This is a genomic window from Martinezella rhizogenes, from assembly GCF_007002745.1.
Classification (GTDB): Bacteria; Pseudomonadota; Alphaproteobacteria; order Rhizobiales; family Rhizobiaceae; genus Agrobacterium; species Agrobacterium cucumeris.
Genome location: NZ_SGNY01000007.1, coordinates 155400 through 174669 on the forward strand (window position 1 = coordinate 155400; position 19270 = coordinate 174669).

Consider the following 19270-nt stretch of genomic DNA (forward strand, 5'->3'; position numbering starts at 1 on the left):
CCGGTTCACAACAGATAGCTGCGGCGCTCCGAAACGGGTGTCGCGGCAACTACCGATATTATCCGATTTTCACATCACTGGCGTAATTGCTCATGAATGACATCATCGAGGCGGAAGAGGTCGTCGCCGCACGCGGCGTCAAGGTCGTGTTCGGCGCCGTGCGCGCGCTGGATGGAGCCGATCTCATCATCCGTGCCGGGGAATGCCTCGGGCTCGTCGGCCATAATGGCGCGGGAAAATCCACCATCGTCAACGTCATCAATGGCGGGCTGACGCCACATGAAGGTTCCGTTTCCTATCGCGGCGAGCAAGGCCGGCATGGCATCGCCGCCGCCCGCGCCAGCGGCGTGCGCTGCGTGTTTCAGGAACTGTCGCTCTGCCCAAACCTCACGATCAGCGAAAATGTCCGCATCATGCATGCCGCAATCGGCGGCCGGAACTGGCGCGGCCGTGCGCTGACGACGATTCGGCAGACATTGGACGAAATTTTCCCCGGCCATGGCATCGATTGCGAGCTGACGATTTCCGAATTGTCCATCGCCGAACGGCAGATGGTGGAAATCGCCATCAATTTCTGCCGGACCCCGGAGGCGCCAAGACTGGTGATCCTCGATGAGCCGACGTCTTCGCTCGATGCCGGCCTTGCCGAGCAGTTAATGGATTATGTCCGCCGTTTCGTGCGTGAGGGCGGCTCCGTCCTGCTGATCTCGCATATTCTCGGGGAAATTCTCTCGACCGCCACCCGCATCGTCGTCATGAAGGATGGCCGGGTTGTGGCCGATCGGAAGGCTGAGGAATTCACTACGCGCTCGCTGGTCGAAGCCATGGGCAGCGTCGTAAAGGAACAGGACAGGCGGCGGGGAGAAAGCCGCAAGGCAGGCGAAAAAGTGCTCTCCATGCCGGCGCGGCGCGGCGAAGGCCTCGCCTTTGAGGCCTTTCGCGGCGAGATCATCGGCCTTGCCGGCCTCGGCGGCCACGGCCAGACTGAAGCATTGCTCGATCTTTATCTCGCGCAGAACAACAGCTGGCTGCCGTCGCGAAAGACCGATATCGCCTTCGTGGCGGGCGACCGCAGTCTGAACGGCACCTTCCCGCTCTGGAGCATCCTGAAGAACCTTTCCATCGCCTCGCTCAGGGATATTTCATCGGCAGGCATGGTGGACAGGGACAAGGAAAAGGCGGTTGGCGCGCAGTGGAAACAGCGTATCGAAATCCGCACGCCCGATATGGGCAACAAGATCCTCTCGCTCTCCGGCGGCAACCAGCAAAAGGTGCTTTTCGCCCGTGCGCTCGCCACCACCGCCAGCACGGTTTTGATGGACGACCCGATGCGCGGCGTCGATATCGGCACCAAACAGGAGGTCTATGACATCTTGAGAACCGAAGCTTCCCACGGCCGCACCTTCATCTGGTATTCCACCGAAATGGATGAAATCCGCCTTTGCGACCGGGTCTATGTGTTCCGCGACGGCGCCATTCAGGCGGAACTCGTTGGCGATGACATTACCGAGCAGAATGTGCTGGCCGCCTCCTTTGCCGGCGAGGACCACGCATGAAACTCTCGGCAAACGCACTCCGCCTCATCATTCCCGCCGCCTCGCTCGCCTTCCTGCTTGCTGCCGTCTTTTACATGCAGCCGCGCGCCATGAGCTATACCGGCATGAACCTGCTGTTCAATCTGGCGGTGCCGATCGCACTTGCCACCATTGCGCAGATGCTGATCATGTCGGTCAACGATCTTGACCTGTCGATGGGCACCTTCGTCAGTTTCTGCGCCTGCGTCACCGCCACCTTCCTGCAGACGACGCCACTGCTGGGGATCGCGATCTTTGCCGGCGCGATTGCGGTTTATGCCGCACTCGGGGCCATCATCCATATCCGTGCCCTGCCCTCCATCGTCGTCACACTCGGCATGAGCTTCGTCTGGGGCGGTCTGGCCGTGCTCATTCTGCCCTCTCCTGGTGGTCAGGCCCCCGCCTTCATTCGGGCACTGATGACAGCCAAACCACCGCTGGTGCCGATCGCCATCGTCGCCAGCATCCTGATCGCGGTCGTCGCGCATTACATCGTCATGCGCTCCTCCTTCGGCGTTTTGATGCGTGGCGTCGGCGGCAATTTCCGCTCCGTCGAGCGTTCTGGCTGGTCGGTGGTCGGCATCCGCGCCGCCACCTTTGCGCTGGCCGGTTTCTTCGCGGTGCTGTCGGGCATCGCCCTTGTCGGACTGACGACCGCGGCTGACGCCAATATCGCCCTGCGTTACACGCTGCTGTCGATTGCCGGCGTGATCCTCGGCGGCGGTGAATTTGTCGGCGGAAGGGTGTCGCCCATCGGCGCTGTCATCGGCGCGCTGACGCTGACGCTTGCCGGCTCTTTCCTGTCCTTCATGCGCATTTCGCCGGACTGGCAGATCGGCGCGCAGGGCGCGATCCTCATCATCGTGCTTGCCTTGCGCATCCTGCTCAACCGTCTTGAAAAGCGGGAGAAAAATCAATGAACGGGCTGTCATCCCTCACGAAAAAACCATGGATCTGGTCTTTCGCCGCAACGGCTGCGGTGTGGATCATCACCGTGCTCTTCACCGGCGGCGCAAGTTCCTTCGGCCTGTCGCATGCAGCACTCACCTTCGCGGCCTTTTCCGTCATCGTCGGCATCGGCCAGATGTTCGTCATCACGCTCGGGCCGGGCAATATCGACCTCTGCGTACCCGCGACAATGACGCTGTCAGGCACGCTGGCGCTGAAATTCATGGATGTGTCCGATGGTCTCATTCTGCCCGGACTGCTGATCGCCATCCTGATCGGCATCGCCATCGGCATCGGCAATTATGCGCTGATCAAGCTCTTGCGCATCCCGCCGATCATCGCGACGCTATCGATGAGCTTCATCGTGCAATCCATCGCCATCTGGTCGAACCGCGGTCTGCGTATCAAGCCGCCTGAGACACTGGCGACATTCGCGATATCAAGCTCTTTCGGCATTCCGAACGTCGCACTTGTCGCGTTGCTGCTCTCGGTCGTCGCCTGGCTGCTGCTAGATCGCACTTTCTATGGGCGCTGGATTTCCGCGATCGGCCAGAGCACCTTTGCCGCCCGCATGACCGGCATTCCGGTGGATGGCACCCGTTTCGTCACCTATGTGCTTTGCGCGGTGCTGGCGGCGATTGCCGGTTATCTTCTCGCCAGCTTCTCCGGCGGTGCTGCGCTCAACATGGGTTCGGAATATCTGCTGATGTCGATCGCCGTGGTCGTCATCGGCGGAACGGCGGTGGCGGGTGGGGATTCCAACGTGCCCGGCATCTGGGGCGCCTCGCTCTTCATGTTCCTGGTGGTTTCGATGCTGAATACCTATGGTTTCGGCGCCGGCATCCGCCTCATCCTCACCGGCCTCATCATCATTTCAGTCATTCTTCTGGCAAGCGGCCCCAAGGCCACGCGCTGACCCCAAACAACAAGCCCACAAGCGGACCACGCTCATGACCACAGACAACACCTCCCCTTACGAAATCCACGACGACCGCTTCCGCCATCTGATCGTCGGCAATGCCGAGCTGGAAGAGCTTTATTCCGGCTGCCGCTGGGCCGAAGGCCCTGTGTGGTTCGCCGATCTGAACTGCCTGCTATTCAGCGACATTCCCAATCAGCGCATGCTGCGCTGGGTGCCGGATGGCGGCATCTCGGTGTTCCGCCACCCCTCCAACTTCACCAACGGCAACACACGTGACCGGCAGGGACGACTGGTTTCCTGCGAACATGGCGGCCGCCGCGTTACCCGCACCGAAGTCGACGGGTCGATCACGGTTCTCGCCGACAGCTATGGCGGCAAACGGCTCAATTCGCCCAACGATGTGGTGGTGAAATCAGACGGCAGCATCTGGTTCACCGACCCCACCTACGGCATTCTCTCCGACTACGAGGGCTACAAGGCCGAGCCGGAACAGAAGACTCGCAATGTCTACCGGCTCGATCCCGCAACCGGAAAGATCGACATCGCCATCGATGACTTCATGCAGCCGAACGGCCTTGCCTTCTCGCCGGATGAAACGAAACTCTATATCGCCGACAGCTCCTACAGCCACGATGTCTCCCGCCCGCGCCATATCCGCGTCTTCGACGTGGTGGACGGCGTAAAGCTCACCAATGGCCGGGAATTCTGCAATCTCGACAATGGCCTGCCGGACGGATTCCGTCTGGATACGGCCGGCAATCTGTGGACCAGCGCCGGTGATGGCGTTCACTGCTTTGCGCCCGATGGCGCGCTCATCGGCAAGATCAAGGTGCCGCAGACGGTTGCAAACCTCACCTTTGGCGGCCCGAAAAAGAACCGGCTGTTCATCACCGCAACGAAATCGCTCTATTCGGTGTATGTGGCCGCAACCGGTGCGCAGAAGCCCTGATACGCTGAAAGCGTAGAATTCAGACCGCGAAGGAACTGGCAAGACGGCTGTGTCGCGTTATAAATGCGGCATGAGTGACGATTCCAGCCCCTTCCTGACTGATGACATGGAGTTCGACGGCGAAGCGCAGGCCGTTGAGCCTACCAGCCGAATGCTGTCCTGGGCGCGCAATTCCGCCCTCTACCGGCTGGAACAGCGGATGATGACGGAAAAGCAGCTGCGCGATGCCATCACGCGCAAGGCACGGGAAAAATTCGAGAAGATCAGCCCGGCGCAGGTAAAGGCGCTCGGCGACTTTGCCGTGACCTTTGCCTATGGCATCAAGGCGCTTGATGATACGGCCTATGCGGAAATTGCCGTGCGAAGCGGCCAGCGCAGCGGCAAATCGAAACGTGGGCTGGCGCAGAAACTTCAGATCAAGGGCATCGCCCGGGAAACGGCAACAGCCGCGTTGCAGGAGACCAATGATCTGGTCGCCGCCGTCATCTTCGCGCGCAAGCGCGCCTTCGGGCCGTTTCGCCGTGTCGAACTTGACGAGAAACGAAAGGGCAAGGAGTTTTCCGCCTTCGCCCGCAATGGCTTCGGCTTCGAGATCGGCGCGAAGGTCATGGCGATGACCTTCGAAGAGGCGGAAGAGATAATCGCGGAAGCACCGCTCTGACGATTATTGCGGCAGGGGATGCGTTTTCAGATAGGCGATCAAATCCGCAATATCGGTTTCGCTCCACAGTCCGAAAAAGCGCATCGAATTGCCCGGGATCGCCTTCTTCGGGCTGGCGATGAATTTCTGCAGTTCGTCTTCCGTCCAGACCCGGCCAGCCGCGCCGGCATCCTTCAGCGCCTGCGAATAATGGCCGTAATCGGCCACCGAAGCCATCGGCCTGCCGACCACACCCATCAGATGCGGACCCATGCGGGTGCGCGGCGTATCGGCACTGTGGCAGGTGGAACAGCGGCTGAAAACCTTTTCCCCATGCGCCGCATCCCCTTCGGCGAAGGCGCTCGCCGCGAGGAGGGAAAACACGGTCGCTGCCGCAATATATCTGGATACGGAAATCATGGCCCGGATAATACAACGCCCTCCCCGTCTGACAACGAAGAGGGCGCGTTTTGACATGCGACAGAATGCCCGGTCAAAGCACCGGGCGATTTGCCAGTCAGTTCATGGCCGTCAGCGTAACCGAGGTGCCGGTGGCAGCAAGGTTGAGACCAACCTGACCCGTCACGCTGACCGTCTGCAGCTGGATCGAGCCGGAGGTGCCGCCAACGAGGATGTTCGTGCCAACGCCAAGACCAACGGTCACTTCAGCCGTTGCGCCCTGATAAAGGCCGCCGAGCGAACCACGGTGGTAACCGGCGGTCGGGGCGAAAACGGCCCAGACCAGACGGCCCTGTGTGGTGAAGCCGAGGTCAACGCCCATCTTGCGGATGGCGCCGGTGTAATGGTCGGTGCGGCGTGCGCCCATCGTGGACTGGAAGGTGCAGTCCAGTTCCTTGGCGGAACCGAGAACATAACCAACACCACCACCGATATCGCAGCTCAGATAACCGATCTTGACGCCGTTGCGGTCGTCCTGCTCCTGCGGAGCGGGCTCATATCTCGCAAGGTCGGCAGCCAGTGCGGATGCAGCCCCACCGAGGCCCATCGTCAATGCGGCAAAAGTTACGGCAACAGCCTTTTTCATCTTATTTTCTCCTGTTTTAGTCCTACCCGCAGCAGCCCTTCTTGCCCTCTCCGGATATTGAATTCCGCACTGTTAACGTTTGTTCCCTGAAATCGATCCAAAACAACTTAATTGGATGCAAGGAAAGGAAAGCGGTTAACAATGTCTAATGGCGGTAGGATGCCATTAAGACATTGTTAGGGCGGAAAATGCGTTGAAAATGACTGTCAACAACAAGCGCTTTCAGGCGTTGTTTTGCTGCAACAAGCTCAAAGCGGCAGCGCGACCGGCAAGCCGGTGGCGGCATGCATCATGACATCCATGCGCACTCCATAAATCCGCTCCAGCGCCTCTGGCGTCATGATCTCCTGCGGGGTTCCTCTTTCAATCAGATTGCCGGAATGCAGGGCGACGATCTCGTCGCAAAAGCGTGCCGCCATGTTGACATCGTGCAGCACCACGATGACGCCGAGACCCTTTTCGCGCGACAGTCTCTGCACCAGCGACAACACTTCGATCTGATGTGCGAGATCAAGCGCCGATATCGGTTCGTCCAGCAGCAGGCTTTCGGCATTCTGGGCCACCAGCATGGCAAGCCATACGCGCTGGCGCTCGCCACCGGAAAGCGTGTCCACAAGCCGGTCGCGGAAGGCCACGGTGTCGGTCAGCTCGATGGCCTCATCCACCTTCTCCTGATCCGCCCTGGTGAACTGGCCGAGCGCGCCATGCCAGGGATAGCGACCGAGCGCCACCAGCTCCTTGGCGAGCATGCCTGAGGCGGCCGGCGTATATTGCGGCAGATAGGCGAGTTTTCGCGCAAACTCCCGATTGCCCCAGTCACCCAGCGTCTTTCCCTCAAACGACACTTTACCAGCCGTTGGCTCCTGGATCCGCGCCAGAATCTTGAGCAACGTCGATTTTCCCGAACCATTATGGCCGATCAGGCCGATTGTCTTGCCGGTTGCAAAACTTGCCGTCAGCGGCTGCAGCAATGTTCGGCCGGGCACCTCCATCGTCACGCCTTCCAGCGAAAAAAGCGGGGTATCGTCGTAGCCGGCGGCAAGCGCTGCCTCACCCATGGTTCTTATCTCCGTAAATGCCCAGACACATCATTGGCGCCTGCCTGAAAGCCAGATCAGGTAAGGCGCACCGGCCAGTGCCGCAAAAAGCCCAAGCGGCAGCTCATAGGGAAAGGTGACCGTTCGCGCCCCGAGATCGGAAAGCGCCATCAACACCGCTCCGAAAAGGAATGAAGCCAACAGATGGTCGCGCGGCGTGGTGAAGCCGGCGCGAAGCGCAATATGCGGCGCCATCAGCCCGACGAAACTCAAGGGACCGACAAGCAGCGAGGCCGCACCGGTGGCGATGCCGGCCACCGCGATGACGGCAATGCGTGCGAGACTGAGCGGCAGCCCGAGGGAAAGCGGCACATCCCGGCCGAGCGGCAGAATTGTCAGCCAGCGCGTTACCGACAGGGCACCCGAAAGCAGAACGACGGAAAGCACGGCAAGAAATATCGCCGAAGCGGGCGTCGCCGTCGAACCCGAACCGCTGAGCCAGGCAAGAATCTGCCAGGCGCGCTGGTCACCAATGGCAAGCAGGGCCGAAAGCACCGCCGAGCAGAGCGAACTGACAGCAATACCGGCAAGCAGTATTTTTTCCGGCGCCAGATATCGGCGCACCGCAAAGAACAGCACGAGGGTCATGACCGCCGCCGAGCCGATGCCGGCACCCAGGAACAATTCAAAGAGGCCTGCCGCCGGAAAAATCGTGATGGCGGCGGCAAAACCGAGGCCTGCGCCGCCGCTGACGCCGATTACCTCCGGGCTTGCCATGGGATTGCCGGTCAGCCTTTGGAGAAGCGCACCCGCCATGGCCAGCAGACCGCCGGCGGCGATGGCCGCCACCAGCCGCGGCCAGCGGAACGGCAGAAGGCTTTGCAGGTCACCGGCACCCAGCACTGTCCAGCCATCCGGGCCTTTGCCAATGGCCAGCGCTGCAAAGATCAGCACCGCCATGATCACAAGCACTGGCAGCAGCGCGGCGAGCCGGCGCCTTGCCGCAACATCGCCGCCTTCGCTGCGATGGACGTCGGTCGGCCGGATTTTCGGCAACAGCCACAGAAGCAGCGGTCCGCCGATCAGCGCCGTCACCGCGCCCGTGGGGAAAACTTCGGCCGTCGTGCTTGCCAGAAGCTGAACGAGACCATCACAGAACCAGAGCAGCAGCCCGCCCAGCAGTGGTGAAACCATGAGCACTGCGGATGACCGCCGCACGCCGAGTGCCCGGGTGAGCGCCGGTGCGGCAAGGCCGATGAAACTGACGAGGCCGACCGCAGCGGCAACGAAGGCGGCAAGCGCGACCGCAACGGCCGCGACCGCCAGCCTGATCGAAAACAGCGATACGCCGAGCGATCGCGCGCCGGCATCGCCAAGACCGACAACCGTCAATGGCCTTATCAGCAAACCGGTCAGCACAAGGCCGGCGAGAAGCTGGAAGGCAAGGGAAAAGGCATTCGACCAGTCCTGCTGGCTGAGCGAGCCGCCGTTCCAGACGACAAGCGACATCAGATATTCGCCCTGCGCCAGCGTCAGCGCCGCCGAAACGGAGGCGGCAGTAATGCCAACCAGCAGCCCAGATACCACCATGGTCACCGGCTCGAAGGACCGCCGCCAGCCGAGAAGGAAGACAATGCCGGCGGCGGCGGCAGCGCCCGTGAGTGCCACCAATGCACGATTGCCATCCAGCGCCGAGGGAAAGAACAGGGTGGCGATGACGATGGCCAGCTGCGCACCGGCGGAAATGCCGAGCGTCGAGGGGTCGGCAATCGGATTGCGCAGCAATTGCTGGAGAAGCGCACCGGACAGGCCGAGCATCGCACCCGCCAGAATGGCGACAGCTGCACGCGGCATCAGGCTGAAGGCGAAAATCACCTGATCCATCGACAGCTTGGCGGCATCGAATGGCAGGCCGGGCCATGCACTGAAAGGTAGCCGCTGCAGGCCGGCATGCAGCGAAAGCCCGCAGGCCAGCACGAACAGAAGCCCGCAGAAAAGCTGGAGAGGCCGCGCCGTCACAGGGCTTCTCCCTGCGCCGTCAAAGCCTCGGTCAGAAGCTGCGCGAAACGCATGCCGGCGGTGATGCCGCCATAGGGACCGATATTGCCGAGCGTCACCACGCGGTTTTCCCGCACGGCCGGAAGGGCCCGCCAGATGGCGCTGTTGCGCAGGCTCTCACGGGCTTCCACCGGAATATCGGAGACGATGACGATACGCGCCTCCGGCGACGCGGCGAGATTTTCCAGCGGCACCGGCGCTGCGAAAGTGAATTGCGAACGATCCACCCAGGCATTGGCGAGCCCCAGCCGACCAAGCACATCCCCGAACATGCTGTCCGCACCAAACGCACGAAAATGCCGGGCGTCACCAATATTGATCACATAGGTCGGCCGCGCGGAAAAACCGGCAAGGCGGGTGCGCATGGCTTGCAGCGCCGCGTCCGTTTCGCTCAAAACCCTGCGCGCCTCATCAGCCCGGCCGAGCTTCTCGCCAAGAGCCGACACTGCCGCAAGCGCCTTTCCGAAAGGCGGCTCGCCCTTCACGTAAAAGGGCAGCGAGAAGACCGGCGCAATCGCTTCCAGCCTGCCGGTGTAGCGCGTGTAAAAAGGCGAGATCAGAATGAGATCCGGCCGCGTCAATTGCAGTAGCTCGAAATTCGGTGCGCCGCGCAGACCAAGATCAACGACGTTCTCAGGGATTTCCGGCTCGACCGCACCAACCCTGAACTGGATGAGCTCGGTTGCAGCCACCGGCATGACGCCGAGCGCCACGGAGGTTTCGAGCATGGCCCAGTCGATTGCGGCGATGCGGGGCGTCACCGCCGCCCGCGCCTTGCCTGCAAGAGCCGAAGCGGCGAGCAGGCCTAAAAATTCCCGCCGCCCCCAAAGGGGGGACATCCATAGATCCTTGCGCGTCATGCCCCTGCTGCTTCACTTGATATGGCTTCACCAACGATAGGTCAGCTTGCCCATAACCGTTCTTCCGTCACCGTAATAGCATCCGAAAGTGGAGCAACTAGAAATATATTCTTTATCAGTCAAGTTTTGCACGAGGAGCGAAGCGCGATAGCCGTTCTTCTCGTAATGCACACCGAGATCGAGCAAAGCGAGACCCTTCATCTCGAAGGTATTGGCCGCATCGCCATAACGCTTTCCGACATAACGGACGCCGCCGCCGATCCCGAAGCCTTCAAGCGCCGTATCCTCCGCGAATGTATAGTCGAGCCACAGGCTCGCGGCATGCTGTGGTGCATTGTCCAGTTCCCTGCCGTTGTTGACGCGGCCCGCCACTTCGCTGTCCATGTAGGTATAGGCCGCACGCAGATCGAGCCCGTCGGCAATGCTTGCAACGCCTTCAAGTTCGAGGCCTTTCACGTGCGCCTCGTCCATCTGCTGCGTCACGCCGCCCACCGTCGTCGTCACATTCTTCTGCTTCAGATCATAGATCGCCGCGGAGAAGAAACCGTCGAAACCTTCGGGCTGGTATTTGATGCCGGCTTCCCATTGCTCGCCGGTGGTCGGCTTCGGCGCATCGCCGACAGCCGGCTGCGGCACCGGTTCGAAGGACGTGGCATAGCTGACATAGGGTGCGATGCCACCATCGAAGAGATAGCTGACGCCGACGCGACCGGTGAGCTTGTGGTCGTCCTTGTCGAGTGCACGATAGGTCGTGCCGTTGAAGGTCGTGCCGCCGGTACTCGCCCAATCCTGCCGAAGGCCAGCAGTGATGCGCCAGTTCTCAATCGCCATCTCGTCCTGCGCATAAAGGCCGATCTGGGAGATATCCGTCTTCACATCGGCATAAAGCGTGCGCGAGGTCAGGCTGATCGGCCCGCCATAGACCGGGTTGACGGGATTGAGCGGCGTCGCGGCCCAGAATTCGGTTTTGACGTTGTTATCGAAATAACGATAATCCAGCCCGACAAGCAGGGTGTGATCCACCGGCCCGGTTGAAAAATCCGCCTGCAGGCTGTTGTCGATATTGAAGGTATTCAGCAGCTCGTCCTGCAATGTCGCATTCCGGCGGATGAGATTGCCGATCATGCCACCGCTGGTCGAAGACATGCCGAGCGCCCGGTAGGACCAGTCGAAATTGGAATAACGTGCATTTTGCCGGAAGGTGAAAGTATCGTCGAAACGATGCTCGAATTCATAGCCGATATTGGTGAATTTACGGTTCGACGTATCAAAGGACGGATCGCCGACATAAAAACTGCGGTCCAGCATGTTGCCAGGCCGCGAATACGTCAGCGCCGGCGGCAGGCCGGAAGGTGAACTTGGATTATCGTGCTGATAGGACGCAAGAACCGTCAGCTTCGTATCCTCGTCCGGCTGCCATGTGAGAGCCGGCGCAATGAAATAACGATCGTTCTGCAGATTGTCGGTCTGGGCATGGGCATTGCGGGCAAGACCGGTCAGCCGATAGGCGAAGCTGTCGCTATCCGCCACAGGACCACCAATATCGAACATCGACTGGTAATAATCGAAGCTGCCGATCTGCGCGCCTACTTCACCGAAACGCTCGAAGGTCGGCCGCTTGCTGACGAGATTGATGAGTCCACCGGGATTACCCTGACCATAAAGCACCGAGGCCGGCCCGCGAATGACCTCCACCCGCTCCAGGCCATAGACTTCGTAGGAGGGTGCACCGGCCGTGCGCATCAGCCGGAGACCATTGAGGAACTGCAGCTGGTTTCCGGCGAAGCCGCGAATACGCGGCGCATCAAAGCGCGGATCGGAGCCTGACGGCTGCGCGACGACACCAGGCACATAATTCAGCGCCTCGCTGAGATTGCGGACATTCTGCGCATCCATCTGATCCCGGGTGATGACGGAGACCGATTGCGGCGTCTCGATCAGGGATCGGCCGGTCTTGGTGGCACTGGCGCTGGTTTTCGCCACATAACCCTTCACGGGAGCCTTGGGGTCCTGTTTTTTGGCGCCTTCCACGGTGATGGTCTGGAGCACCGTCGTCCCGGCTTCTTGAGCAAGGGCAGCGCCTGAGGATAAAAACGCCACATAGGCAATGGCGGCGCAGCCGCCGGCCAGAATGGAAATGTGTTTGGTTTTTCCCTGCACGCCAAGACCCTTTATCACCCGCACCGTCATTAACGGATATTTTTCTGGAGAATTTAAGTCATCTTATTACGCAAGGTGTAGATTGTGATCCAATAAGCCAGGCCGGTTTTTTTCAGAACTATTGATTATGAAAAACACGATCGATAATAGCTTGGAATTATTCAAATCTACTGCGAAAGGCCGCAATGATGGGCAGGAAGCCGGCAAGCCGGGCGGACACATTCGAGCTGCGCCACCTGCGCTATTTCACCACGCTGGTGGATGAGCGCAATTTCGAGCGCGCCGCCGCCCGCCTCGGCATTGCCCAGCCGGGTTTGAGCCAGCAGATCATGGCGCTTGAGGATATTGTCGGCATGCCGCTGCTCGACCGGACACGCCGCTCGGTAAAGCTCACCACGCCCGGCCAGCTGCTCTACGAGGATGCCCGGAAAATCCTCGCCAATGCCGAGGCAACGCTTGCGGCCCTCAAACGTGTGGATCGCGGTGAGACCGGCCGCATCTCCATCGGTTATGTGGCCTCCGCCGCCTATTCCGGCCTGCTGATAAAGTCCATCGCCAGTTTCCGCGCTTCCCATCCCGATGTGGAACTGCAACTGATCGAAATGGAGATGCGGCTGCAACTGGCCAAGATCGCCGACGGCAATCTGGATTTCGCTTTCATCCGCCCACCGGCGCCCATTCCGGAAGGGGTCGCCACACAGGTGGTTCTGCGCGAACCGCTGATGGCGGCGCTGCCGGAAAATCATCCCCTGGCCTTTGCGCTGCAGGTCGACCTGAAGAATCTTGCAGGGGAAACCTTCATCACCCCGCGGCAGCCGCCGGATGTCGGCTTTCATTACAATACAATAGAAGCCTGCAACGAGGCCGGGTTCCAGCCGACGATCAGCCCGGAAGGCCGGGACTACACCACCATTGCCAGCATGGTGGCCATCGGTCTCGGCGTGGCCTTGGTGCCACGCTCACTCGATTGCCTGAGGTTGCCCGGCGTGCGTTATGTGCCGCTTGCCGCGAGCTCCACCACCTCTGATCTCGCCATCGCCCATCGAAAAACGGAAGCTTCTCCGGCCGTGCGAGCCTTCATTCTCCACACACGCAGCTAAGGCAGAAAGCGTGGCAGCGGCGTACTCCCTGATGTGAACGCAAAATCCGCCACGTCGGATTGCCCGACGGGAATGGCGACAAGGCCTGTGAAGCCAAACGCCGGAGATTGCACGGAAATACCCGTCTTTCGGGAAAACCGCGTGCGGGACCAAAAACACGCCGCAGATATATCGTGCCCGCTTATCCCCGTTGCCCAGATCCGCCGCATAATCACGGCAGATTTCGATTTACGGGAGACAGCAATGGCTGAGACTTACGAACACTACACCGCCGGCCTGGAATCACCGGCATCCCACGGTTTCGACATCGTGCCCGACGATACTAATCCGCTTCCTTCGCCCACGCGTGCCATTTATGTCGGCAATGGCGGGCAGCTTTGCCTCACCCTGCTTTCCGGAACGACCGTCACTTTCCAGAACCTTTCCGCGGGCAGCCTTTTGCCGGTCCGGGCAACACGCGTATTTGCAACCCGCACCACCGCAACGGGGATAATCGGACTGAGCTAGGTGACGCAACGCCAAGGCCCAGCCATCGATCTGAAAGCACCCACGCCTTGATATGACACTTTCATGACAGAGCTTTCAGGTTGATGTCAGCTAAATAACGCATCCGCCATCCATCGGCCCATGCGGCGGCGTGAACGGGGTGTTTCGCTCGTTTTCCGCCACCGCCGGCACATTTGAAATCTGGTGGACCTGGCATTGGCTCTTTTTACCGCGAAAGCGACAGGCGTTGAATCGTATCGTCCGGAAATCGGCAGCGTGCCGCTCAGCCTGCTGACGGCGGCTTATCTGCTGTTTTTCATGAACCAGACATTCTGGTCGAAGGTTCACACCTATCTTTCCGCTTATCCGGTTGCCATCGTTGCGCTGTATGTCGCCATGGCGGCGCTTTTCGGCGCCCTGATCACCATTTTTTCCGCCAAATATCTCATCAAGCCGTTTCTGGTCTTCGTCATATTCGCAGCGGCTGCCGCCTCCTGGTTCATGGACCGTTACGGCGTCGTCATCGACAGCGACATGATCCGCAACGCCATGGAAACCACGCAGGCGGAAGCGGGCAATCTGATTACCCCCGGCTTTGTATGGCACATGGCGATTTACGGACTGGTGCCGTCCATCGTCATCGCCGCCATCCGCATCCGGCATCGGCCAATCCTCGACAAGCTTTTGTGGAACACCATCAGCATCCTGGTGTGCCTCGGCATCGTCGGCATCATCAGCTTTGCGAATTCAAAGACATTCACGACCGCCATCCGGCAGCACAAGGATATCGTCAAAAGCGTCAACCCGTTGTCGCCGATGATGTCCGCCGTCCATTATTTCACGCAGGCCGGTCAGGAAGCCGAAATACAGGTCAGCCCAATCGGCAGGGATGCGAAGGTTCTTCCCGCCGCTGGAGGTGTCCATAAGCCGCGCATCACCGTCATCGTTGCGGGCGAGACCGCCCGCGCCGCGAATTTTTCCCTGAACGGCTATGGGCGCGACACCAATCCGGAACTGGCCAAGCGCGACGTGATCTATTTCCCCAACACGACCAGCTGCGGCACCGCGACGGCGATGTCCATTCCCTGCATGTTCTCGAAATTCCCGCGTTCGCAATATAGCCATAGCAAGGCGCTCGCGAATGAAAACGTCATGGACGTCCTCGTCCACGCCGGTGTCAGCGCAACATGGCTGGACAACAATACCGGCAGCAAGAACGTCGCCGACCGTATCCCCTATTTCGACCTGCCATCCACCAATGACAGCCGCTTCTGCACCGGCGGAGAATGCCGCGACGACATCTTTTTCGACAAGCTCGACGCCTGGCTCAACAACGTCACGAAGGATAGCGTCATCGTGCTGCACCAGATGGGTAGCCACGGGCCGACCTATTATCTGCGCTACACCGACGAATTCCGCAAATTCACACCGGATTGCCGCACAGCCGAGCTTGGCAATTGCAGCGATGCCGAGATCGTCAATTCCTATGACAACACGCTTCTCTACACCGACCACTTCCTCTCGACCGTGATCGACAAGCTGAAAGCACGCTCCGACAGGCTGGCGACCGGCATGATCTATGCCTCCGACCACGGCGAATCGCTTGGCGAGAACGGTGTCTACCTGCATGGCGCACCCTACCTGCTTGCCCCTGACCAGCAGACCCATGTGCCGTTTCTGGTCTGGTTCGACGATGATTTCGCCAAGTCCATGGGGCTTAACCGGGCCTGCCTTGCGAAAAGTGCCGCAGAGGGTGGACGCTCCCACGACAATTATTTCCACAGCATCCTTGGCATGATGAACGTCTCCACTTCCGTCTACGATCCCTCGCTGGACGTCTTCGGCGGCTGCACCCAGCGCCAGAGCAGCTGAACGAACAGTGCTTGACGCTTATCCCGTGAAAGCGATACGCAGGACGACGCGATAAAGGGAGCTGTCTTGCGGGTTCTGCTTGTTGAAGACGATCATGTTTTAGGTGAAGCGTTGCGAGACCATGTCGCAGCGGCCGGCCATGCTGTTGACTGGTTCAAGACGCTGGACGACGCCATGGCGGCAACGCTGACCATGGCCTATGGCCTGATCCTGCTCGACATGCGCCTGCCGGATGGCGAAGGCATCACCCTTCTGCAAGCGCTGCGCAAGCGCGACGACGCCACACCGGTGATCATCCTAACGGCACATGATCAGGTTTCCGACCGGATTGCCGGGCTGAACGCCGGCGCGGATGACTATCTGGTCAAGCCTTTCGACCTCGATGAGCTTTCTGCGCGCATGCTGGCGGTCTCGCGCCGTTACGAGGGCCGCTCGGCGCCCGTCATTCGCCTGCCCGGCATCGAGATCAACCAGGTGGCGCGCAATATCACGGTCGATGGAACGGCACAGACGCTCAGCGCCCGCGAATGGGCCGTGCTTGAAAAACTGGTTGAACATCCCGGCGCCGTCGTCTCCAAAGCCCAGTTGCACGACACGCTTTACGAATTCGGCGCGGAAATAGAAAGCAACACGGTCGAGGTCTATATCAGCCGGCTGCGCAAGAAAATCGGCCATGACCGCGTGGAGACCGTGCGCGGCGTCGGCTACACGATCAAGTGAGCCAGACGGCTAGCAAGTAAATAACAAGTAGGCAGAGATGGCCAGACCGACCAGCATGACCCGCAAGCTCGTGACGGCGCTGACCAGCGTCGTCGCCATATCCTGGCTCCTCGCCTGCGGGCTCGGCGTCATGGTGATGCAGGACGAATTTGCCGAGATTTTCGATGCCGGCGTGCAGGAGACGGCCGAAAGGCTGCTGCCGCTTCTGGCCGACGATCTCAGGGAAAACAACACGGCCCCCGCCTCGCGCAAGCTCAACCCTTCGGCGGAAGGTGCGGAATATCTGACCTATCAGGTGCGCGACCGCGAAGGACAGGTCGTGCTGCATTCGCATGATAGTTCGACGGAGCCTTTCGAAGTCTCACTCGATCCCGGTTTTTCCGAAACCGCGACACAGCGCATCTACACGGTTGCAACGCCGGACGGCAATTATTTCCTGCAGGTCGCCGATGCCTTCGCCAACCGGCGCGAGGCGATCGAGGAAGCGGGGAGTGCGCTGCTTTTGCCCGTACTCATCCTCATTCCCGCCAGCATCTTTGCAGTGATCGTGGTGGTGCGCAGGACCCTGCAACCGATACAGACCCTGCGCGACGAGATCGGCAAAAAGGATGGCGGCAATCTTGCGCCGCTCGAAACGCAGCCTTTTCCCGGCGAACTGCATCCCATCGCCCGCTCGGTCAATCTGCTGCTTGGACGGCTGCGATCAGCAATCGAGGCGGAGCGGGAATTCACCGCCAACAGCGCCCACGAATTGCGCACGCCAATTGCCGGCGCACTGGCGCAGGCGCAGCGACTGCATGCCGATATTCCGCCGGAACTTGCGCCGCGCGTCGAGAATATCGAGAAATCCCTGCAACATCTTGGCCATCTCGCCGAAAAGCTGCTGCAGATGTCACGGGCCGAAGCAAGGATCGGCGTGACCGATACGGCAAATGATGTCATCCCCGTTCTCGAACTCGTCATCGACGACATGGTGAGAACGGCGATAGGCAAATCCCGCATCCGCTTCACCAATCACTGCGAGGACGGACTGCCCTGCAGGATAGGCGCGGACGCCTTCGGCATCATCGTGCGCAACCTTCTCGAGAATGCCCTGATCCACAGCCCGGCGGGAAGCCCGGTGCAGATTTTGGCGGAACAGGACGGCACGATCCGCATCATCAATTCCGGACCGGCAATCGACGGGGCGCTCCTGCCCAAACTGACGACCCGTTTTGCCCGAGGCCCGACCAAGGCGGATGGCACCGGGCTTGGCCTTGCGATCGTCAAAAGCCTGGTGGAACAGACCGGCGGCGAATTGCTGCTTTCTTCACCCGCACCCGGCCGGCAAGACGGTTTCGAGGCGCGCGTAGTTCTGCCTGTCGAAAGCGCCTGAAGGCACCTAAAACAAAAAGCCCCGCCAAAAGGACGGGGCTCTTATGTCTGGATGTACCGCTCAATCCTCGTGGATGTGGCTGTGATCTCGCGTATCGCGCATCTTCACATAGACCACCAGCGACAGCGCAATCATGACCGTTACATACCAGAAGAACCAGTTTTCATGGCCGATCTGCTTGAACTTCAAAGCCACGAACTCCGCCGTTCCACCAAAAATGGTGTTCGCCAGCGCATAGGGCAGCGCCACGCCAAGCGCGCGGATATGGGCGGGGAACATTTCCGCCTTCACCACCGCATTGATGGAGGTGTAGCCGGTAACGATCAGCAGGCCGACCAGAACGAGGGCGAAAGCCATGATCGGATCGGTCGTCGTCGCCAGCGTGGTGAAGATAAGGTAGGTAAACAGCGTGCCGAGAATGCCGAAACCCACCATCAGCGGTTTGCGGCCGACCTTGTCGGACAGCGCACCGGCAAGCGGCTGGCACAACATGAAGACGAAAAGCGCCGCCGTGGTAATTTCAGTCGCACTTTCCTTGCTGAAACCGGAGGTGTTGACGAGGAATTTCTGCAGATAGGTGGTGTAGGCGTAGAAGGCGAGCGTGCCGCCTGATGTCAGCGCCATGACCATCAATGCTTCCCGCGGATAGTGCTTGAAAAGCGCCCATCCGCTGGATTTCGGCTTGTCGGCGTGGCCGGCCTTGGCATTTTCGAAAGACTGCGTTTCGGCAAGGCCACGACGGATATAAAATACCGCAATCGCCAGAATGCCGCCGATGAAGAAGGGAATGCGCCAGCCCCACTCGCCAAGCTGTGTCGGCGTCAGCATCCGCTGCAGCACCAGAAGCACCGCCAGCGCCAGAAGCTGGCCGGAGATCAGCGTTACATACTGGAAGCTGGAGAAGAAGCCGCGACGGCTCTTGCCGGCCATTTCACTGAGATAGGTAGCGCTGGCGCCATATTCGCCGCCGACGCTGATGCCCTGCAGAAGGCGGGCGAAAACCAGAATGGCAGGCGCGGCAATGCCGATCGTCTCATGGCCGGGTGTAATGGCGATCAGCAGGGAGCCGAGACACATCAGCGTAACGGACAAGGTCAGGCCGGCCTTGCGGCCCTTGCGGTCGGCATAGGTGCCCATGAACCAGGCTCCGATGGGCCGCATCAGAAATCCGACGGCGAAAACGGCGGCAGCGCTCAACAGTTCGGCGGTCTGGTTTCCGGAAGGGAAGAACACCGGCGCGAAATAAAGGGTGAAGGCCGAATAGACGTACCAGTCGTACCATTCGACGAGATTGCCCGCCGATCCGCCGATAATGGATTTCAAACGGGTTTTCTGATCCGGCGCGGTGGCGGGACCATTTGCCATAATGTTCACGGGTAAACTCCAATTCATCTTCGTCTGGAGATGGAAGGGCGAACGGAAGGTGTGATAATTTGTCGCTCTTGGCGGGGGTATATACCCGTCATGCTGCAATGCGCAAGTTTATGCTGCATTGCAGCAAGGCGGTGAAAACGTCAGAAGTGA

Annotated in this window: 17 protein-coding genes; 10 read left to right on the top strand and 7 right to left on the bottom strand. The window is 60.1% G+C overall.

The window, feature by feature from the left end:
* Positions 1-92: 92 nt before the first annotated feature.
* The 5 genes from EXN68_RS19935 (at position 93) to recX (ending at position 5054) form a co-directional block, all read left to right on the top strand.
* Positions 93-1556 (top strand): ATP-binding cassette domain-containing protein, encoded by a 1464-nt coding sequence (locus EXN68_RS19935; protein ID WP_142842502.1) that lies wholly within the window; start codon positions 93-95, stop codon positions 1554-1556.
* A complete protein-coding gene (locus EXN68_RS19940; RefSeq protein WP_142842503.1) occupies positions 1553-2494 on the top strand; it encodes an ABC transporter permease in 942 nt (313 codons plus the stop codon). The genes EXN68_RS19935 and EXN68_RS19940 overlap by 4 nt, the downstream gene beginning before the upstream one ends.
* On the top strand, positions 2491-3438 hold the full coding sequence (locus EXN68_RS19945) for an ABC transporter permease (protein ID WP_065116281.1): 948 nt from the start codon (positions 2491-2493) through the stop codon (positions 3436-3438). Before EXN68_RS19940 ends, EXN68_RS19945 begins: the two co-directional genes overlap by 4 nt.
* A gap of 34 nt (positions 3439-3472) precedes the next feature.
* A complete protein-coding gene (locus EXN68_RS19950) occupies positions 3473-4393 on the top strand; it encodes an SMP-30/gluconolactonase/LRE family protein (protein ID WP_142842504.1) in 921 nt (306 codons plus the stop codon).
* A 70-nt stretch (positions 4394-4463) separates the two neighbouring features.
* Positions 4464-5054, top strand: coding sequence for a recombination regulator RecX (gene recX / locus EXN68_RS19955; protein ID WP_142842505.1), 591 nt, complete (start codon positions 4464-4466; stop codon positions 5052-5054).
* 3 nt (positions 5055-5057) lie between these two features.
* On the opposite strand, the gene EXN68_RS19960 is transcribed toward recX, so the two are convergent.
* From EXN68_RS19960 to EXN68_RS19985, 6 genes are all read right to left on the bottom strand, one after another.
* Positions 5058-5453: a c-type cytochrome gene (locus tag EXN68_RS19960; RefSeq protein ID WP_161991403.1), complete on the bottom strand. Its 396-nt coding sequence runs from the start codon at positions 5451-5453 to the stop codon at positions 5058-5060.
* Between the two features lie 97 nt (positions 5454-5550).
* Positions 5551-6078, bottom strand: coding sequence for a DUF992 domain-containing protein (locus tag EXN68_RS19965; RefSeq protein ID WP_142842507.1), 528 nt, complete (start codon positions 6076-6078; stop codon positions 5551-5553).
* Positions 6079-6326: 248 nt separating this feature from the next.
* Positions 6327-7136 carry an ATP-binding cassette domain-containing protein gene (locus EXN68_RS19970; protein WP_142842508.1) on the bottom strand — a complete coding sequence of 270 codons (810 nt, stop codon included), beginning with the start codon at positions 7134-7136 and terminating at the stop codon, positions 6327-6329.
* A 30-nt stretch (positions 7137-7166) separates the two neighbouring features.
* A complete protein-coding gene (gene fhuB, locus EXN68_RS19975; protein WP_142842509.1) occupies positions 7167-9134 on the bottom strand; it encodes a Fe(3+)-hydroxamate ABC transporter permease FhuB in 1968 nt (655 codons plus the stop codon).
* Positions 9131-10033: an iron-siderophore ABC transporter substrate-binding protein gene (locus tag EXN68_RS19980; RefSeq protein ID WP_161991404.1), complete on the bottom strand. Its 903-nt coding sequence runs from the start codon at positions 10031-10033 to the stop codon at positions 9131-9133. Before EXN68_RS19980 ends, fhuB begins: the two co-directional genes overlap by 4 nt.
* A 27-nt stretch (positions 10034-10060) precedes the next feature.
* Entirely contained in the window at positions 10061-12223 is a 2163-nt protein-coding gene (locus EXN68_RS19985) for a TonB-dependent siderophore receptor (RefSeq protein WP_161991405.1), read from the bottom strand.
* 155 nt (positions 12224-12378) lie between these two features.
* Between EXN68_RS19985 and EXN68_RS19990 the strand changes: the two genes are divergently transcribed.
* From EXN68_RS19990 to EXN68_RS20010, 5 genes are all read left to right on the top strand, one after another.
* The gene (locus EXN68_RS19990) at positions 12379-13293 is read left to right on the top strand and encodes a LysR family transcriptional regulator (RefSeq protein WP_161991406.1); all 915 of its coding nucleotides are present in this window, start codon (positions 12379-12381) and stop codon (positions 13291-13293) included.
* Positions 13294-13536: 243 nt separating this feature from the next.
* Positions 13537-13800, top strand: coding sequence for a spike base protein, RCAP_Rcc01079 family (locus EXN68_RS19995; protein WP_142842511.1), 264 nt, complete (start codon positions 13537-13539; stop codon positions 13798-13800).
* A 183-nt stretch (positions 13801-13983) separates the two neighbouring features.
* Positions 13984-15651 (top strand): phosphoethanolamine transferase, encoded by a 1668-nt coding sequence (locus EXN68_RS20000; RefSeq protein WP_142842512.1) that lies wholly within the window; start codon positions 13984-13986, stop codon positions 15649-15651.
* 66 nt (positions 15652-15717) lie between these two features.
* Positions 15718-16371, top strand: coding sequence for a response regulator transcription factor (locus EXN68_RS20005; RefSeq protein ID WP_142842513.1), 654 nt, complete (start codon positions 15718-15720; stop codon positions 16369-16371).
* A 37-nt stretch (positions 16372-16408) separates the two neighbouring features.
* Positions 16409-17746 carry a sensor histidine kinase gene (locus EXN68_RS20010; RefSeq protein ID WP_142842514.1) on the top strand — a complete coding sequence of 446 codons (1338 nt, stop codon included), beginning with the start codon at positions 16409-16411 and terminating at the stop codon, positions 17744-17746.
* Between the two features lie 60 nt (positions 17747-17806).
* Here EXN68_RS20010 and EXN68_RS20015 read toward each other — a convergent pair whose 3' ends face one another.
* Entirely contained in the window at positions 17807-19111 is a 1305-nt protein-coding gene (locus EXN68_RS20015) for an MFS transporter (RefSeq protein WP_161991418.1), read from the bottom strand.
* Between the last annotated feature and the right edge of the window lie 159 nt (positions 19112-19270).